Source organism: Kutzneria kofuensis, assembly GCF_014203355.1.
Taxonomy (GTDB): Bacteria; Actinomycetota; Actinomycetes; order Mycobacteriales; family Pseudonocardiaceae; genus Kutzneria; species Kutzneria kofuensis.
In genome coordinates this window covers 6,033,901-6,050,912 of record NZ_JACHIR010000001.1, presented here as the reverse complement: position 1 = coordinate 6,050,912, position 17,012 = coordinate 6,033,901, and the positions used below count along the sequence as shown (strand labels likewise).

Genomic DNA, 17,012 nt, shown 5'->3' with positions numbered 1-17,012 from the left:
CGGCCCGCCGATGTCACTACCGTGATCGTCATCGCGGTTGAGAAACCAGCCGCAAGCTCCACGCGAGGCGCGGAAACGCGCCCGGGCTTGCTTGCTGGCGGCCGTTCCCTGTCCTCGCGCTGTGCAGACGACGGCGAGAGGCACGAGAAATGGCGAGATCGACAGCGGGGCGGGCGTGACCTTCGCACCGCCATCGGATTCAGACCGGCTGCGGGCCCGGATCGCCGAGCTGGAGAGCGAGATCGACGGCCTGCGCCGCGCGCTGCGCACCAGGACCGTGATCGCGCAGGCCACCGGGCTGCTCGCGGCCGTCGGGGAGCACGCGCCGCAGCAGGGTTTCCAGCTGCTGGTCGAGCTTTCCCAGCAGTACAACGTCAAGTTGCACATGCTCGCGCAGCAGGTGGTCGAACTCGCCGCGGAACTGGGCCCGCGCCGGGCCGCCGCGGTCGTCGGCGCCGGTCAGGGCCAGGACCTGCTGGACGCCACCGGGACGCTGGTGGAAGCGCACAAGGCCCTGGTCGGCGCCGCCGAGGGAACGCCGGAGTGGGAGCGCCGGCGGGACGACGTGGTGACGGCCAGCAGGCTGCTCTGCGAGCGCCTGCTGACCGCCGGTGTCGAGGATTAGGGCTTGGCGAGCTGACAGCCGGCCTTGTCGAGGTTGATGGTGTTGCCGGTGTCGACGCACGTGTTGATCAGGTACGTCTCCTCGGCGTAACCGACGTTGCGGTGCACGGTGACGTTGCCGCCGGCGTCCACCTCACACGGGTTGTTGACCGTGCAGCGCTGGCCGTCCTCGTTGATCGTGTTGTTCACGGCGACGACCGCGCCGGTCGAGGCGTCGATCACCGGCGAGCCGGAGGTGCCGCCGATGACCTGGCAGCCGGGCTCGGTGTAGCGGACCGAGTCCTGCCACACCCAGTCGCCTTCGTGCAGCTCGTGCACGAAGGCGTCGACCTGGCAGGAGTAGATCTTCTTCCAGTAGCCGGAGACGACCCGGATGGCCGCGCCCTTGGTCGGGTGCGTCGCCGACAGTGTCAGCGGCCTGATCCCGTACTGGGCCTGGATCTGGGCGTACGTGCTGGTCAGCTGGTACAGCGTGACGTCGGTGCCGGTCATGGTGGCGTAGGCGAGCTTGCTCGCGCGCAGGGTCCCGACCGTGCTCTGGCCGTTGGCCGACAGCAGGCTGAACGTCCGCGAGGACGAGCGGTTGACCAGCACCTCGCCGGGGTCGAGGAAGCCGCCCTCGTAGCAGTGGCCGTTGGACAGCACGAGCGCCGGGTCGTTGACGCCGGCCGACGGCGGCTTCACCACCGAGCCGGAGCAGTTGCTGAGCCTCACCGTGCCGGTGAAGTCGACCGCGGTCGGCGCGGCCTGGGCGGTCGGCAGCAGGGTGGTCGCCAGTATCGCGACGGCGGCGAGGTACTTGAGCATGGAAGTTCCTCTCTCGCAGGGACTTCCACTTCAGCGTGTGCTGAGTATCGCTCGCTACCGTCGATCGGAGGTTTCCGCCAGGATCGCGTCGTTGAACGGCGGCCAGACCTCGGTCGCCCACTGGTCGAACGGCCGGTCGGTGAGCGCGATCGCGGCCAGTCGCGCCTCCGGGTCCACCCAGAGGAACGTGCCGGCCGCGCCGAAATGGCCGTAGGTGCGGGGCGAGTTGTGGTCGCCGGTCCAGTGCGGGCACTTCCGCGACCGGATCTCGAAGCCGAGTCCCCAGTCGTTGGGCCGCTGGTTGCCGAATCCGGGGAGAACGCCGTCGAGGCCGGGGAAGACGACGCTTGTCGCCTCGGCCAGCGTCTCCGCCGCGACCAGGGTCGGCGCCTGCAGCTCCGTCGCGAAGTGGACCAGGTCCGCGCAGCTGGCCTCGGCGCCGGAGCCGGCCGGGCCGACCAGCGCCGCCGTGGTCATCTTCAACGGCTCGAAGACGGCTTCCTTGACGTACTGCGGAAACGGGATGCCGGTGGCGTCCTGGACGGTGTCGGCGAGCACCTCGAAGCCGGCGCTGGAGTAGACGCGGCGGGCGCCGGGGGCGGCGACGGTCTGGTGGTCGTCGAAGGCCAGGCCGGAGGTGTGGGCCAGCAGGTGCCGGATGGTCGCGCCCCGAGGTCCCGCCGGCTGGTCGAGCTCGACCGCGCCCTCCTCGATGGCGATCAGCGCCGCGTACGCCACCAGCGGCTTGGTCACCGACGCCAGCGGGAACACGTGGTCCATCGGGCCGTAGGTGCCCAGCACCGTGCCGTCGGCGTCGACAACGGCGACCGCCGCGTGCTCGGCCGACCAGGTGTCGATCATCGACAGCGAATCCATGGTGGGAGGGTACTGTGCAGAGAGTGCGAGGCCCCACCGGTGTTTCGCACGGCAAGGGCGAGACACCGGCTACTCGGGGGCCGAGCCGCGACCCCGAAGGGGGCGCCATTGATACTGGTGCTCGGGGCGGCCGGTGAGGCCGTAGCGCAGGCTCATCGTCGCCGTTCCTTCCTGGGCCAGGGCGGCGAGGTAGCGCTGGGCGGTCGCACGGGCGATGCCCAGCCCGGCGGCGATCTCGGCCGCGGAGCGCGGACCGTCGGCGGTCCGCAGGGCGTCCGACACGAGCTTCGCGGTCACCGGGGACTGACCCTTCGGTGCGTGCGGGTGGTCGCCGTCGTGCAGGGTCCTCACCGCGCGGTCGATCTCCTCCTGGGTGAGCGCCCGCGACGGCGTCAACTGGTTGTGGTAGCGGGAATACGCCGTCAACCGCTCCCCCAGCTGCTCGGCGGTGAACGGCTTCACCAGGTAGTTCAAAGCACCGGCGGCGAAGGCGGCGCGAACCGAGGCGGCGTCGGACACGGCGGTGAGCATGATCGTGTCGACGGAGATCTCGGCCAGCAGGTCCAGGCCGGAGCGGTCCGGGAGATAGGTGTCCAGCAGCACGAGGTCGGGTTCCAGCTCGGCGATCATGGCGGACGCCTCGGCGGCGGTGCGGGCGGAGCCCACGACGACGAAGCCGGGCACGCGGTCGGTGAACGCCGAATGCACCTGGGCGACACGGAAATCGTCCTCCACGACCAGCACGCGGATCACGCCAGCACCTCCGGCAGGTTCGCGGCGAACACGGCGCCGTGCTCGGGGCCACCCGGATCAGCCAGCCGGACGTCGCCGCCGAGGGCCCTGGCGGCCTGGCGGGTCAGCGCCAGGCCGAGGCCGTGGCCTGGACCGTCATTTGTGGTCACGCCTTCGAGGAACACGGTCTCCCGCAAGCGTTCCGGCACGCCGTCACCGCTGTCGATCACCGATACGTGCAGGGTCGACCCGTCGGCGACAAGATCCAGCTCGACGCGGGCGGGGCGGCGCGCGCCGAGCCGGGCGGCCTCGACGGCGTTGTCGACCAGGTTGCCCAACACCGTGGTGACCTCGACCGGGGCGACCACCTTCGTCGGCACCCAGCTCGCCTCGCCGACCTCCAGCGTCACCCCTTTCTCCGCCGCGGCAACGCTTTTCGCCGACACGAAGGCCTGCAGGTACGGATCGGGCACGGCCGCCGGCCCCAGCGGAACCACCGGCGTGGTCGACAGCGCCTGGAGGTAGTCGACGGCCTCGTTGTGATGGCCGGTCTGCAACAGCCCCGACAGCGTGTGCAACCGGTTGGCGAACTCGTGTTGCTGCGCCCGCAACGCATCCGTCAGCCGGTGCACGGAATCGAGCTCCCGGGTCAGCGTCTCCAGGTCGGTCCGGTCCCGCAGCGTCAGCACCGTGCCGAGGTCGATGTCGTCCCGCCGGACCGGCCGACACGTCGCCACCAGCACCCGGTCCCCGGCGACGGCGATCAGGTTGTCCACCGCCGAGCCGTCCGAGACGGCCTCGCCTATCCGGGCCGGCAGCTCCAAAGTGGACACAGGCGTGCCCGGAGTCGGCGCGCTGCCAAGGAGTCGGGCCGCCTCGTCGTTGCAGACGGACACCCGGCCGGCGGGATCCACCGCCAGCACGCCCTCGCCGATCCCGTGCAGCACGGCCTCCCGCTGCTGGACCAGCTCCGACAGCTCGGACGGCTCCAGCCCCAACGTCCGGCGCTTCAGCAGCCGGTTCAACAATGCCGACCCGGCAACGCCAAGAGCGAGCGCGGCGACCAACCCAGCGACACACCACGCCAACAACCCCAGCAGGGCGTCCCAGATCGTGGTGGCGTCGAAGCCGACGCTCACCTCGCCGACGATCGCCCCGGTGTGGTCCCGCAGCGGCACCTTGCCCCGGGCCGAATACCCCAGGGTGCCTTCTTCCACGTTCGCGGCCTCCTGCCCGGCCACGACCTGGGTGAAGTCGGTGCTGACCAGCTCCCCCACCTCGTCCGGGTTGGGATGCGCGTAGCGGATCCCCTTACGGTCCGTGACCACCACGAACAGCGCCCCGGTGCGGATCCGCACCGCCTCGGCGCGAATCTCCACCAGGCCGCTGGAGTCGGCCGCGGCGACCGCGTCACCGATCTCCGGATTGGCGGCGACCGAGCGCGCGACGGCCAGTGCCCGCTGCTCGTACTGGTCGGTCAGGTTGGTGTTCAGCAGCCACCCGACCAGGGCGAACCCCACTCCGACGACCAGCACGACCACGCCGATCTGAAGCAGCAGCACCTGCCGGGCGAACCGCATCCGGGGCGGCGCCATGGCCGGACCCTACGCCGAGAACCCCGTGAGCAGAACGTGCGAAACACGGGAAACGCGCGATGGGCGAACAAGCGCGACAAGGGTTCGCACGGTGACCGCCGCCACCTACGGTCCACCGCCAACAGGAAGAAGGAGCTGGCCAATGACGACCGGACCCGTCATCGAGCTGCGGGCGGCGACCAAACGCTTCCGCGGCGCGACCGGCGGCGTGCACACCGCCGTCCAAGAACTGACCCTGTCCGTGCAGCCCGGCGAGTTCGTGGCCGTGGTGGGCCCCACCGGCTGCGGCAAGTCCACCACGCTGTCCCTGGTCTCCGGCCTCGAACCGCCGTCGAGCGGCGTCGCGCTGGTCCGCGGCGAGCCGGTGTTGGGCATCCCCGAGGGCATCGGCTACATGTTCCAGAACGACGCCGTGCAGCCGTGGCGGTCCGTGCTGGACAACGTGGCCGCCGGCCCGCGCTACCGCGGCGCCTCCAAGGCGAAGGCCCGGGAGAAGGCCCGCGTCTGGGTCGACAAGGTCGGCCTGGGCAAGTTCGCGAGCTACTACCCGCACCAGCTCTCCGGCGGCATGCGCAAGCGCGTGGCGCTGGCGGCGACGCTGGTCAACGACCCGTCGATCCTGCTGATGGACGAGCCGTTCAGCGCCCTGGACGTGCAGACCCGGGCCCTGATGCAGGACGAGCTGCTGCGCCTGTGGTCGGGCAGCAACGCCGACGGATCGATGCTCGACCCGGCGAGCAGGTCTTCGGTCGTGTTCGTCACGCACGACCTCGACGAGGCCATCGCCCTGGCGGACAAGGTGATCGTGATGACCGCCAGCCCGGCGACCGTGAAGGCCACGTTCGACGTGCGCCTGCCGCGGCCGCGGCTGGTCGAGGAGATCCGGATGACGCCGGAGTTCCAGTCCGTGTACCGGGAGATCTGGGAATCGTTGCGGGAAGAGGTGGACAAGGCCCGTGAGCGCAGTGTCGTTGCCGGCTGAGGCGGTGCCGGCCCGGGAGCTGACCAGCGCGGCCCGGGCGGCGCGCAACCGCCGGGTCAAGGTGTGGTCGATCCGGGTCGCGCTGGTGGTGGCGTGGCTGGGCAGCTGGGAGCTGGCCGCCACGTACTGGATCGACCCGTTCTTCTACTCCAAGCCCAGCCAGGTGTGGTCCAAGCTGGTGGACTGGTTCACCGTCGGCACCAGCCAGGGCTCGATCTGGACGAACATCGCCGCCACCATGGAGGAGGCGGTCATCGGCTTCCTGATCGGGGCGCTGGCCGGCATCGTGCTCGGCGTGCTGCTCGGCCGCAGCCCGCTGCTGTCGGACATCTGCGCGCCGTTCATCAAGGCCCTCAACGCGGTGCCCCGCATCGTGCTGGCGGCGCTGTTCGTGATCTGGTTCGGCCTCGGCATGCAGTCCAAGATCGCGACGGCCTTCATTCTGGTGTTCTTCGCCGTGTTCTTCAACGCCTTCCAGGGCGCGCGCGAGGTGGACCGGAACCTGATCAACAACGCCCGGGTGCTGGGCGCGAGCCGGTTCCAGGTGCTGACCACGATCGTGTTGCCCAGCGCGACCTCGTGGATCCTGGCCTCGCTGCACTCCGCGTTCGGCTTCGCCCTGATCGGCGCCGTCGTCGGCGAGGTCGTCGGCGCGGAGACCGGCCTGGGCCTGCTGATCTCCCGCTCCCAGGGCAACTTCGACACCCCCGGCATCTACGCCGGCATGATCGTCATCACCGTGCTGGCGCTGCTGGCCGAGGCGATCCTCACCGCACTCGAGAAGCGGCTGCTGAAGTGGCGGCCGACCGCGGCGCACGAGCAAGGAGCCCAGATATGAACCTGCGTACCCCTGTCACGCTGGTGCTGGCCGCGGCGACCGTGCTGGGCCTGGCCGCCTGCCGCGACTCCCGCACCGACACCGCCACCGCCGGCGGCACGGACCACGTCCGGATCATGGTCGGCGGCATCGACAAGGTCATCTACCTGCCGGCCAAGCTGGCCGACCAGCTCGGCTACTTCTCCGAGCAGGGCGTCACCGTCGACCTGGCCACCCAGCAGGCCGGCGTGAGCGCCGAGAACTCGCTCATCTCGGGCGACGTGCAGGGGGTCGTCGGCTTCTACGACCACACCATCGACCTGCAGACCAAGGGCAAGTGCCTGGAGAGCGTGGTGCAGCTGGCCAACATCCCGGGCGAGGTGGAGATGGTCTCGCCCGCGCAGGCCGGCACGATCAGGTCGGCGGCCGACTTCAAGGGCCGCAAGCTCGGTGTGACCGACCTCGGGTCGTCCACCGACTTCCTCACCCAGTACCTGGGCCAGCAGCACGGGCTCAAGGCGGGCACCGACTTCACCGAGGTGAAGGCGGGGGCCGGCAGCACTTTTGTCGCCTCGCTGGAAAACGGCCAAATTGACGCCGGTATGACAACGGATCCGACCGTGGCCCAGCTGGTGTCCAGCGGCAAGGGCAAGGTGCTGCTGGACATGCGCACCGAGGAAGGCACCAAGGCGGCCCTGGGCGGGCTGTACCCGGCCAGCTCGCTGTACATGACCTGCGACTACGTCAACGCGCACAAGCCGGTGGTGCAGAAGCTGGCCAACGCGCTGGTCAAGACGCTGAAGTTCATCTCGTCGCACTCGGGGGCGGAGATCGCGGCCAAGATGCCGGCCGACTACGCCGGCAACGACAAGGCCCTGTACGAGAAGTCCATCGGCGACACGAAGTCGATGTTCAACTCGGATGGCAAGATGCCCTCGGCCGGGGCGGCGAACGTGCTCAACGTGCTGAGCCAGTTCTCCCCCAACGTCAAGGGCAAGAAGGACAGCGTCCGTCTCGCTGAGACGTACACCACCGAATTCGTGGACCAGGCTTCGGCCTGAACCCCTTCAGCCCAGGACTTGACCGGCCGACTAGCTTATGGGGAGTCGTTGCGTACCAAGCGGTAACTCCGCTCGGCGCACTGTCGGCTCAGTCCTGGGGTGCAAGGAGGTTCGGTGGTACGCGCGTTGGTGGCTTCGTCGGCCTGTGCGGTCGGCGCCTCGGCCATCGTCGGTGTGTTACTCGGCGCCTATCTGCATGAGCTGGACGCGAACGCGGCCACGCCGCCGCCCGCGGTGTCGTCCGTGCCGACCACGGTGAGCACGCAGGTGTCCACCCTGGTCGTCACGGTCACGCCGTCGACGTCCTCGTCGACCACGACCACGACGACGGGCCAGACGGAGACGCACTCGCGGGACACGACGACGAAGAACGCCCCGCCGCCGACCACGAGGACGACGCAGCCGCCGCCCACGACCACCACCACGCCGGGACTGCCCATCCCGACGACCACGAGCTGTAAATGGCTCTGGTGCTGAGGCTCACGCGACCGAAACCGATCGGAAACAGCCGGCCGGCAGGCTGGGTCGCATGGCCACTTCGACATGGCGGCTGCGGGTGCGGCTGGCCGACAGCCCGGGCGTGCTGGCCCGGCTGACCGTCCAGCTCGCCGCGCAGGACTGCAACGTGCTGGCGCTGTCGGTGCTGCCCGTGCCCGGGGGTGTGGTGGACGACCTTGTCGTCACCGCGCCGGATCGGTTGCGGCCGGCGGACCTTGCCCAGTTGCTGCAGGCCGAGGGCGGTCGGCAGGTGTCGATCGCCGCCGCGTCGATGCACGACCTGGTCGACGAACGGGCGTCGGCGCTCCGCGCCGCCGGACGGGCGCTGGCCGAGCCGACCGAGCTGGCGGCGTCGCTGCGGTCGTTGCTGGGCGCGGATTCCGTCGCTCCGGTGACAGCGGGCCCGGAACTGGCCGGCTGGGGTGTTTCCGCGCTCGACGGTCACCAGTTCGTGGTCAGCCTTCCGGGTGGCGGCGCCTTTCTCGTGCGCCGAGCGTGGGCACCGTTCACCGACACGGAGTTGGCGCGGGCGTTCGCGCTGCTGGAGGTGCTCGATGCGGCCGGCCGATCGGCGCCGGAGCCGCGGGCCGTGCTGACGTCCGACGGCGCGGGACTGGTGCTGCGGATCGGGCGGCCGTCCGACGCCGACGAGGTCGCCGCGCTGCACAAGCGGTGCTCGATGAGGGCATTGTTCGCCCGGTACCACGCCGGCGTGCGGACCGTGCCGCGGCGCTGGCTGCACCGGCTGCTCAGTCCGCCGCGTGGCACCACCGTGCTGGCGGTGGCCGGCCGGGACGTCGTCGCCATCGGACAGCTGATCGGGATGACCGACCCTCGGCGGGCCGAGGTGTCGCTGCTCGTGGAGGACGGCTGGCAGCGGCGTGGCGTGGGCACCGCGATGCTGTCGCACCTGGCGTCCGTGGCGCGCGGAGGCGGCTACGAGGAGCTCGTCGGCTGGTGCCTGCCGGCCGAGGACGCGTTGACCCGAACGGCCGCACGGGCCGGCCTGAGCACACGACAGACCGTGGAGGACGGGTTGCTGAGGGTGGCCGTCGCGGTCGGCAAAACCGGTTCAGTTGACCGTGTGAGCGCTTCCACGGAGCCTCCCAAGCGATAAGCTTCTTGACGAAAGCCGCCGGTTCCGTGGCGGCGCGTGAGGAGCAGACGTGGTCGTGCAGCGTCCGAACGCCCGCCCCACCTTGGAGGACGTGGCGGCGAGGGCCGGTGTGTCCAGGGCGACCGCGTCCCGGGTGCTCAACGGCTCGCCGAAGGTGAGCCCGGCCGCGCTGGAGTCGGTCAACTCCGCGGTGCTGGAGCTGGGCTACCAGCCCAACCAGGCGGCCCGCACGCTCGTCACGCGGCGCACCGGCGCGGTCGCCGTGCTGATCTCCGAGCCGCAGCCCAAGATCTTCAACGACCCGCACTTCGCCGGCCTGGTCAAGTACGCCGCGATGGCGCTGGGCGCCCGGGACTCCCAGATGGTGCTGGTCCTCGTGCACACGCCCGAGGACCAACTGCGGGCGCAGCGCTTCCTCGCCGGCGGGCACGTCGACGGGGCGCTGCTGTTCACGCCGCACCAGGACGACCCGCTGCCGACCCTGGTCCGCAAGCTGTCGCTGCCCGTGGTGTTCGGCGGCCGGCCGTGGGGGTCGCTGCGCGGGCTGCACACCGTGGACAACGACAACGAGAACGGCGCCGCGATGGCCACGCGGTACCTGATGGAACGCGGCTGCAAGCAGGTCGTCAGCATCACCGGCCCCAACGACGAGCTCGCCGCGACCGACCGGCTGGCCGGCTTCCGCGCCGCCACCGCCGCCGACGACGCCCGGCTGGCGGCGATCACCGAGTGCGGCTTCTTCAGCCGGGAGGGCGGGGAGCGGGCCATGACCGCCCTGATGGCGCGGGTGCCCGACCTCGACGGCGTGTTCGCCGCCAACGACCTGATGGCCGCCGGGGCGATGACAGCCCTGCGAGCCGCGGGAAAGCGTGTTCCGCAGGACGTGGCCGTGGTCGGTTTCGACGACGACGAGTCCGTCGCCCCGCACACCGACCCGACGCTGACCTCGGTCCGTCAGGACATCGGGCGTCAGGTGCAGTGCATGGTGGACCGGCTGTTCACGCTGATCCGCGGCGAGGAGCCACGGCAGCGGCACCAGCTCCTGCCGGTGGAGCTGGTGCACCGCAACTCCGCCTGACGACTACCAGCTGACCGGCAGCGCGTTCCACGCCCCCGCGGGGTTTCAGACGGCGACGGCGGCGGGGTGATGGGCCGTGTTCTCGGTGACCATCAGGGGCAGCTCGGGGTAGTCGATGCTGAGTCGCAGCATGAGCTCCGCGAACGACTCCCCGATGTCCTCGCCGAACTGCGGAGCCAGCAACCGGACGCCACGCAGCCCGGGGTGGCCGCCGCCGGTGACGGTGAACGGGTCCTCGACGGGGACGACGCGGGTCGGCCCGTAGTAGGTGACCCCGTACCAGTTGACGGGCTCGGCGATGAGGTCCGAGTCGCCGTCGAGCACGACGTCGTCCCACGGCCCCAGCCACGCGGTGTCGGCGAGCACGTCGACGGGGTAGCCGCGGCCGAAGAGGGGGTCGAGGAAGAACCGGTTGCGGAGGCCGTCGACACGGCGGAAGGCGGCGGTGTGCGGCTGGTCGTCGCGGTCGACGACGACGGTGGTGAGGTTGAGGACGATGGACACCTCGTGCTCGGGGGCGCGCTCGCGGATGGCGGCGACGGTCAGGCCATGGCCGAGCAGGAGGTGGTGGGCGGACCGCAGAGCGGCGACGGCGTCGTGCGCGTGGCCGAGGAACGCGGCGCGCGACGGCTCGTCGAGAGTGGTCCACAGCCGCACACGGTCGGCAAGGGCAGCGTGTACGGCCGTGGTGTATTCGGCGAACCGGAGTGCGGTCTCACGGTTCGTCCAGCCGCCGGCCTCGTCCAGCGACTGGGGCAGATCCCACTGGTAGAGCGTGGCGATCGGGGTGACGCCCTTGTCCAGCAGGCGGTCGACCAACCGGTCGTAGAAGGCCAGGCACGCACGCGACACGGGGCCGCGTCCCTCGGGCTGCACACCTGCCCAGGCCACCGGGAAGCGGTAGGCCGGCCGGCCGAAGCCGGCGAAGGTGTCCCAGCAGCCGTCGGCGGTGGCGGCGACCGTCCGGCTTCTGCCCATCGTCCGTCCTCCTCGACGCGCGGATGGTGAGAGCGCTCTCACCTTGACCGTGACTGCGCTCACTGTCAAGGCGTTGACAAGAATGCGCAGGTAGTCGCAACCGTGCCGGTACCATGGCCGACGGTGTCGAGAGGAGGTGGTCGTGGTGAGTACCGACGGAAGTAGTCGCAGTTCCACGGCCGCCCGGCACCCGTCTGCCTGACTCGTGCCGCGTGGCCTTCGCCCACGCGCGCTGGGAGTCTTGCCATGACCAGGACGACGCACGCCGTCGCCGCGACGCTCACCGAACTGTCCGCGATGGACGCCGGCACGCTGATCCGCCACCTCGGCGTCAGCCCGGCCGGACTGACCACGCTCGAACGCAACGCCCGGCTGGCCCGGCACGGCCGCAACCGGGTCGCCGGCGCGGACGGCCCCCGCTGGACGGCACGGCTGCTGCACTGCCTGCGCAGCCCGTTCGTCGGCCTGCTGCTGGGCCTCGACCTCGTGCTGGCGCTGACCTCGAACCTCGCCGGCAGCATCACGGTCGGGGTGATGGTGCTGGTCAGCGTGCTGCTGCGGTTCGCCCAGGAATACCGCTCCGACCTGGCCGCCAAGCGTTTGCGGGCCCTGGTCGCCACCACCGCCACCGTGGCCAGGCGTGGCAGCCGCTCGCCGCGACGGTTCGCCGACCCGCTGGGGACCGTCACGACCGAGCTGCCGGTGGAGTTGCTGGTGCCGGGCGACATCGTGCACCTCAAGGCCGGCGACCTGGTGCCCGCCGACTGCCGGCTGCTCACCGCCACCAACCTCGTGGTCGAGCAGGCCACGCTGTCCGGCGAGTCGCTGCCGGTCCGCAAGACCGTGACGACCGACCGGATCGCCGGCAACGTGCTCGACTCTCCGGTGTTCTGCTTCCTCGGCTCCACGGTGGTCGGCGGCTCGGCGACGGCCGTGGTCGTCGGCACCGGTCCGTCGACCTATCTCGGCTCCATCGCCGAGCGGCTGGCCCGCCCCGATCACGACGCGGACGCCGGGATGCGGTCGACGGCCTGGACTCTGATCCGGTTCACGCTGGTGCTGGCGCCGATCGTGCTGGCGGTCAGCGGCCTCACGCACGGCAACTGGTCCGAGGCGGCGCTGTTCGCCGTGTCGGTGGCGGTCGGCCTGACGCCGGAGATGCTGCCGGTGATCGTCGCCGCCAACCTGGCCAAGGGCGCGGTCGAGCTGTCGAAGCAGCAGGTGATCGTGAAGCGGCTACGGGCCGTGCACGAGTTCGGGCAGCTGGACGTGCTGTGCGTGGACAAGACCGGCACGCTCACCGACGACCGGATCGTGCTCGCCGGCCACACCGACGACCTCACGCTGGAGCTGGCCTACGTCAACTCCGCGCTGCAGACCGGCCTGCGCAACCCGTTCGACCGAGCGGTGATCGACGCCGTCGACCCGGACCACCGACTGCTGCTGGAGGCGAACTGGCGGCTGGTCGACGAACTGCCGTTCGACCACGAGCGGCGGCGGATGTCGGTGATCGTCCGCGACACCGAGGGTCGGCACCTGCTGGTCACCAAGGGCGCCGCCGAACACGACGCTGCCCACAACGGCACAAGGGTGCTCGGCTTGTGGTGCAAGGAGATCGAGGAGCGGGAGATCTACCAGCTCGCCGACGAGGACGGCGCCGAGCTGGTGGGCCATCTCTTCTTCCAGGACCCGCCGAAGGAGTCGGCGCCGCAGGCGATCAAGCAGCTGCGCGAGCTCGGCGTCGAGATCGTCGTCGTCACGGGCGACAACGAGCACGTGGCCCGCAAGGTCTGCCGCGACATCGGCATCCCGGACGCGACCGTGCACGCGCGGGCGACGCCGGCCCGCAAGGCGGAGATCGTGCGGGAGCTGCGAAAGAACCACACCGTCGGCTTCCTCGGCGACGGCGTGAACGACGCCGCCGCGCTGCGCGAGGCCGACCTGGCGATCTCCGTCGGCGGCGCGCTGCCGGTCGCCCGGGACACCGCCGACGTCATCCTGCTGCGCAAGGACCTCACCGTGCTCACGCAGGGCGTGCTGGCCGGGCGGCGGACCTTCGCCAACACGATGAAGTACGTGAAGCTGACGGCCAGCTCCAACTTCGGCAACGTGCTCAGTGTGCTGGCGGCGGCCGTGTTCCTGCCCTTCCTGCCGATGCTGCCGGTGCAGCTGCTCGTCCAGAACCTCGCGTACGACGTGGCTCAACTGGCGATCCCGTGGGATGGCGTGGATCGTGATCAGGTGAGCTCCCCACGCAAGTGGGCCGGCGGCGACCTCGCCCGGTTCATGCTGCTGGTCGGCCCGCTCAGTTCCGTGTTCGACGTCGTCCTGTTCGCCGCGATGCGCCACTACGACCCGGCGACCTTCCGAACCGGGTGGTTCGTCGAGGGATTGCTGTCGCAGCTGCTCATCGTGCACGTCATCCGCACGCAACGACGCTCCCGGGCAAGCCTGCCCGTGATCGTCGCGACCGCCCTGGTCGCCGCGATCGGCCTGGCGCTGCCGTTCTCCGGGCTGTTCGGCCTGGTGGCGCTGCCCGCCGGCTACTTCCCGTGGCTGGCCGCCGTGGTCCTCGGGTACTGCGCGCTCGTGCAGGCCGTGAAGACCGGCTACGTCCGCAAGTTCGCCACCTGGCTGTGAGGAATTCTCGTGAACACCCTTGAGATGGCCCTGCGCCTGCTGGCCGGCGTCGGACTCGGCTCCGCGATCGGCTTCGAACGGCAGTACCGGGCGCGGATGGCCGGCCTGCGGACCAACGCGCTGGTCGCCGCCGGCGCCTCGCTGTTCGTGCTGCTGTCCGGGTACGGCTTCGACTCCGTGCCCGGACACGCCAGCGCCGACCCGACCCGGGTCGCCGCGCAGATCGTGTCCGGCATCGGCTTCCTCGGCGCCGGCGTGATCATGCGTGACGGCCTGAACGTGCGCGGCCTGAACACCGCCGCCACGCTGTGGTGCTCGGCCGCCGTCGGCGCGCTGGCCGGGGCCGGCCTGTACGAGCCGGCGGTCGCCGGCACGATCGTGGTGCTGGTGGCCAACGTGGTGCTGCGCTGGGTCGGCCGGGTGGTGGACCGCAGGCCGGCCTCCGGCGAGGAGACCACCACCGCGTACACCTTCCTGGCGGTGACGAAGGACGAGGCGGAGGCGCACATCCGGGCGCTGCTGGTGCAGTCCATGACCGGCACCTCGTTCCAGCTGCAGTCGGTGTCCAGCCGCAACAGCGCCACCGAGGGCTACGTCGAGGTGCGTGCCGACCTGCTCACCGACAGTCGCGACGACAAGCAGATGGAGTCGGCCGTGTCCCGGCTGAGCATGGAGCCGCAGGTGACCAGCGTCCGGTGGACGGCGCGGGCCACCCGGACCGGTGCTTCCCGGGACGACGACTGACCGGCATTGGTAGGGTCACGCGTCGGCGGGGGCCGGCACTTCAGACGGGGGCACCAATGGGCCTAATGGACAAGATCCGCGGCGAGTTCATCGACATCATCGAGTGGACCGACGACAGCCGCGACACCATCGTGTGGCGGTTCCCCCGCTACGACAACGAGATCAAGATGAACGCCAAGCTGACCGTGCGCGAGTCGCAGGCGGCGGTGTTCGTCAACGAGGGGCAGATCGCGGACGCGTTCCCGCCCGGCATGTACACCCTGCAGACGCAGAACATGCCGATCCTGTCCACCCTCAAGGGCTGGAAGTACGGCTTCAACTCGCCGTTCAAGGCCGAGGTGTACTTCGTCAACACCCGGCAGTTCACCGACTTCAAGTGGGGCACGCAGAACCCGGTCATCCTGCGCGACCCCGAGTTCGGCATGGTGCGGCTGCGCGCCTTCGGCGCGTTCGCGGTCCGCGTGATCGACCCGCCGGCGCTGCTGCGCGAGCTGGCCGGCACCGACCCGCAGTTCCGCACCGAGGAGGTCGGCGAGTACCTCCGGCAGATCATCGTCGGCCGGCTGGGCACCGCCCTGGCCACCGCCGGCGTGCCGATGCTCGACCTGGCCACCCAGCAGGGCTCGATCGGCGACCGGCTGGCCCAGGCGCTCAGCCAGGAGCTGGCCTCGGTCGGCATCGCCATCCCCAAGTTCGTCATCGAGAACATCTCGCTGCCGCCCGAGGTCGAGGCCGCGCTGGACAAGCGCACCCAGATGGGCATCGTCGGCGACATGAACCAGTACACCCAGTTCCAGTCGGCCAACGCCATCCAGGACGCCGCCAACAACCCCGGCGGCGCGGGCGAGGGCCTCGGCGTCGGGCTGGGCATGGCGCTGGGCCAGCGGGTCGGGCAGCAGTTCCAGCAGCCGTACGGCACGCCGCCGCAGGGCTATCCGCAGCAGCAGCCCTACGGCACCCCGCCGCAGGGGTACCCGCAGCAGGGGTACCAGCAGGCCCCGCCGGCCGGCCCGCCGCCGCTGCCGCAGCAGACGCAGTGGTACGTCGGATCCAACGGCCAGCAGCTCGGCCCGTTCGACCAGAACGGGCTGCACCAGCAGGTGGCCGCCGGCGTGCTGACGCCGCAGTCCCTGGTGTGGCACCAGGGCATGGCGCAGTGGACGCCCGCGTCGCAGGTGCCGGAACTGGGGTCGCTGTTCGGCGCCACCCCGCCGCCGCTGCCCCCGCAGGCGTGAGCCGATGACCGGACCTTTCACGCCGGGCGGGACCGTCTCCCCCAACGCCTTCCCGTGTGGCGGCTGTGGCGCGCGCGTCGAGTTCGCGCCCGGCACGACCGCCATGCGCTGCCCGTACTGCGGGTACGAGCAGCAGATCAGCCACGGCGACCGGCAGATCCGCGAGCACGGGTTAGCCGAGCTCGGCACCCTGCCGCGCAAGCCCGTGGCCCAGCTCGCCGCGTACGTCTACGTGTGCCAGCGGTGCGCCGCGCAGACCCAGAGCAACGAGACCGCGACCCTGTGCCAGTTCTGCGGCAGCCCGCTGGTGCTCGACCCCGATGCCAGCGGGCAGATCGTGCCCGAGGCCGTGCTGCCGTTCGCGCTGGACCGCAACGGGGTGCGCGAGTCGCTGCGCAAGTGGATCAACTCCCGGTGGTTCGCGCCGAACGCGCTGAAGAAGGTCACCGAGGCCGAGTCGACGCGCGGAACCTATGTGCCGCACTGGACCTACGACTCTCAGACCTACTCCAGCTACTCCGGGGCCCGCGGCGAGCACTACTACGTCACGGAGACGTACACGGACTCCGACGGCCGGACGCAGACCCGGCGGGTGCAGAAGACCCGCTGGTACCCGGTGAGCGGCCAGGTCAGCCGGTTCTTCGACGACGTGCTCGTGCCGGCCAGCATGACCGTGCCGCCGGCGAAGGTCGACGCCCTCGCGCCGTGGCCGCTGCCCGAGGCCGCGCCGTACCAGCCGCAGTACCTCGCCGGGCTGCACGCGCTGCGCTACGACATCGAGCCCGAGACCGGCCTCGACGAGGCCAAGCGGCGGATGGACTCCGTCATCCACGACGACTGCCGGCGCGACATCGGCGGCGACGAGCAGCGGGTCGACGGCGTCAACACCAACTACACCGCCATCACCTTCAAGCTGATGCTGCTGCCGATCTGGATCGCCTGCTACCTCTACGGCGGCAAGACCTGGCAGATCCTGGTCAACGGCCGCACCGGCGAGGTCCACGGCGAACGCCCGTACAGCAAGCTGAAGATCTTCCTCGCGGTGCTGCTGGCCATCGTCGTCGTGGTGGTGATCCTCTACTTCTGGCTCAACGGCCACCACACGACAACAACGTCACACACAACGACAACCCGCCATCATTAGCGCGGGCCACTCCCCCGCGCAACCCCTTGATGTTGTGAAAGGACCATTCCTCTCATTGGATGTGAGGAATGGTCCTTTCCCAAC

The 17,012-nt window shown here is 70.5% G+C and carries 16 protein-coding genes; 10 read left to right on the top strand and 6 right to left on the bottom strand.

Going from position 1 to position 17,012, the window contains the following annotated elements; genetic code table 11:
• The first annotated feature begins 175 nt into the window (after positions 1-175).
• Complete coding sequence (locus tag BJ998_RS28010; RefSeq protein WP_184866356.1) at positions 176-625, top strand: ANTAR domain-containing protein; 450 nt, start codon at positions 176-178, stop codon at positions 623-625.
• On the opposite strand, the gene BJ998_RS28005 is transcribed toward BJ998_RS28010, so the two are convergent.
• From BJ998_RS28005 to BJ998_RS27990, 4 genes are all read right to left on the bottom strand, one after another.
• Entirely contained in the window at positions 622-1,431 is an 810-nt protein-coding gene (locus BJ998_RS28005; protein ID WP_184866355.1) for a S1 family peptidase, read from the bottom strand. The genes BJ998_RS28010 and BJ998_RS28005 overlap by 4 nt on opposite strands.
• A 54-nt stretch (positions 1,432-1,485) precedes the next feature.
• Positions 1,486-2,307, bottom strand: coding sequence for a serine hydrolase domain-containing protein (locus BJ998_RS28000; RefSeq protein WP_184866354.1), 822 nt, complete (start codon positions 2,305-2,307; stop codon positions 1,486-1,488).
• Between the two features lie 69 nt (positions 2,308-2,376).
• A complete protein-coding gene (locus BJ998_RS27995; RefSeq protein WP_184866353.1) occupies positions 2,377-3,060 on the bottom strand; it encodes a response regulator transcription factor in 684 nt (227 codons plus the stop codon).
• Positions 3,057-4,619, bottom strand: a complete 1,563-nt coding sequence (locus BJ998_RS27990; protein ID WP_184868990.1) for a sensor histidine kinase — start codon at positions 4,617-4,619, stop codon at positions 3,057-3,059. The genes BJ998_RS27995 and BJ998_RS27990 overlap by 4 nt, the downstream gene beginning before the upstream one ends.
• A gap of 157 nt (positions 4,620-4,776) precedes the next feature.
• On the opposite strand from BJ998_RS27990, the gene BJ998_RS27985 reads away from it, so the two are divergent.
• Genes BJ998_RS27985 through BJ998_RS27975 form a run of 3 tightly spaced genes read left to right on the top strand, consistent with a single transcriptional unit; the run spans position 4,777 to position 7,494 of the window.
• Positions 4,777-5,616 carry an ABC transporter ATP-binding protein gene (locus BJ998_RS27985; protein WP_184866352.1) on the top strand — a complete coding sequence of 280 codons (840 nt, stop codon included), beginning with the start codon at positions 4,777-4,779 and terminating at the stop codon, positions 5,614-5,616.
• On the top strand, positions 5,591-6,454 hold the full coding sequence (locus BJ998_RS27980; protein ID WP_312890367.1) for an ABC transporter permease: 864 nt from the start codon (positions 5,591-5,593) through the stop codon (positions 6,452-6,454). The genes BJ998_RS27985 and BJ998_RS27980 overlap by 26 nt, the downstream gene beginning before the upstream one ends.
• Entirely contained in the window at positions 6,451-7,494 is a 1,044-nt protein-coding gene (locus BJ998_RS27975) for an ABC transporter substrate-binding protein (protein ID WP_184866351.1), read from the top strand. Before BJ998_RS27980 ends, BJ998_RS27975 begins: the two co-directional genes overlap by 4 nt.
• Positions 7,495-7,682: 188 nt before the next feature.
• Here BJ998_RS27975 and BJ998_RS27970 read toward each other — a convergent pair whose 3' ends face one another.
• The gene (locus BJ998_RS27970) at positions 7,683-7,934 is read right to left on the bottom strand and encodes a hypothetical protein (RefSeq protein WP_184866350.1); all 252 of its coding nucleotides are present in this window, start codon (positions 7,932-7,934) and stop codon (positions 7,683-7,685) included.
• Positions 7,935-8,023: 89 nt separating this feature from the next.
• Between BJ998_RS27970 and BJ998_RS27965 the strand changes: the two genes are divergently transcribed.
• Together BJ998_RS27965 and BJ998_RS27960 are read left to right on the top strand one after the other, a co-directional pair.
• A complete protein-coding gene (locus BJ998_RS27965) occupies positions 8,024-9,109 on the top strand; it encodes a GNAT family N-acetyltransferase (RefSeq protein WP_184866349.1) in 1,086 nt (361 codons plus the stop codon).
• A gap of 49 nt (positions 9,110-9,158) precedes the next feature.
• Positions 9,159-10,187 (top strand): LacI family DNA-binding transcriptional regulator, encoded by a 1,029-nt coding sequence (locus tag BJ998_RS27960; RefSeq protein WP_312890366.1) that lies wholly within the window; start codon positions 9,159-9,161, stop codon positions 10,185-10,187.
• A 45-nt stretch (positions 10,188-10,232) separates the two neighbouring features.
• On the opposite strand, the gene BJ998_RS27955 is transcribed toward BJ998_RS27960, so the two are convergent.
• A complete protein-coding gene (locus BJ998_RS27955; protein ID WP_184866348.1) occupies positions 10,233-11,165 on the bottom strand; it encodes a family 1 glycosylhydrolase in 933 nt (310 codons plus the stop codon).
• A 246-nt stretch (positions 11,166-11,411) separates the two neighbouring features.
• On the opposite strand from BJ998_RS27955, the gene BJ998_RS27950 reads away from it, so the two are divergent.
• From BJ998_RS27950 to BJ998_RS27935, 4 genes are all read left to right on the top strand, one after another.
• Positions 11,412-13,805: an HAD-IC family P-type ATPase gene (locus BJ998_RS27950; RefSeq protein WP_184866347.1), complete on the top strand. Its 2,394-nt coding sequence runs from the start codon at positions 11,412-11,414 to the stop codon at positions 13,803-13,805.
• A 9-nt stretch (positions 13,806-13,814) separates the two neighbouring features.
• Positions 13,815-14,549, top strand: coding sequence for an MgtC/SapB family protein (locus BJ998_RS27945; RefSeq protein ID WP_184866346.1), 735 nt, complete (start codon positions 13,815-13,817; stop codon positions 14,547-14,549).
• A gap of 65 nt (positions 14,550-14,614) precedes the next feature.
• Complete coding sequence (locus BJ998_RS27940; RefSeq protein ID WP_246488669.1) at positions 14,615-15,784, top strand: SPFH domain-containing protein; 1,170 nt, start codon at positions 14,615-14,617, stop codon at positions 15,782-15,784.
• A gap of 4 nt (positions 15,785-15,788) precedes the next feature.
• Positions 15,789-16,928 (top strand): TFIIB-type zinc ribbon-containing protein, encoded by a 1,140-nt coding sequence (locus BJ998_RS27935; RefSeq protein WP_184866344.1) that lies wholly within the window; start codon positions 15,789-15,791, stop codon positions 16,926-16,928.
• Positions 16,929-17,012 lie beyond the last annotated feature (84 nt).

Bases quoted from the DNA above. Each gene is read 5' to 3' on its own strand.
- BJ998_RS28005 (WP_184866355.1), bottom strand. From the start codon at position 1,431: ATGCTCAAGTACCTCGCCGCCGTCGCGATACTGGCGACCACCCTGCTG.
- BJ998_RS28000 (WP_184866354.1), bottom strand. From the start codon at position 2,307: ATGGATTCGCTGTCGATGATCGACACCTGGTCGGCCGAGCACGCGGCG.
- BJ998_RS27990 (WP_184868990.1), bottom strand. From the start codon at position 4,619: ATGCGGTTCGCCCGGCAGGTGCTGCTGCTTCAGATCGGCGTGGTCGTG.
- BJ998_RS27985 (WP_184866352.1), top strand. From the start codon at position 4,777: ATGACGACCGGACCCGTCATCGAGCTGCGGGCGGCGACCAAACGCTTC.
- BJ998_RS27975 (WP_184866351.1), top strand. From the start codon at position 6,451: ATGAACCTGCGTACCCCTGTCACGCTGGTGCTGGCCGCGGCGACCGTG.
- BJ998_RS27970 (WP_184866350.1), bottom strand. From the start codon at position 7,934: ATGGGCAGTCCCGGCGTGGTGGTGGTCGTGGGCGGCGGCTGCGTCGTC.
- BJ998_RS27965 (WP_184866349.1), top strand. From the start codon at position 8,024: ATGGCCACTTCGACATGGCGGCTGCGGGTGCGGCTGGCCGACAGCCCG.
- BJ998_RS27955 (WP_184866348.1), bottom strand. From the start codon at position 11,165: ATGGGCAGAAGCCGGACGGTCGCCGCCACCGCCGACGGCTGCTGGGAC.
- BJ998_RS27950 (WP_184866347.1), top strand. From the start codon at position 11,412: ATGACCAGGACGACGCACGCCGTCGCCGCGACGCTCACCGAACTGTCC.
- BJ998_RS27940 (WP_246488669.1), top strand. From the start codon at position 14,615: ATGGACAAGATCCGCGGCGAGTTCATCGACATCATCGAGTGGACCGAC.
- BJ998_RS27935 (WP_184866344.1), top strand. From the start codon at position 15,789: ATGACCGGACCTTTCACGCCGGGCGGGACCGTCTCCCCCAACGCCTTC.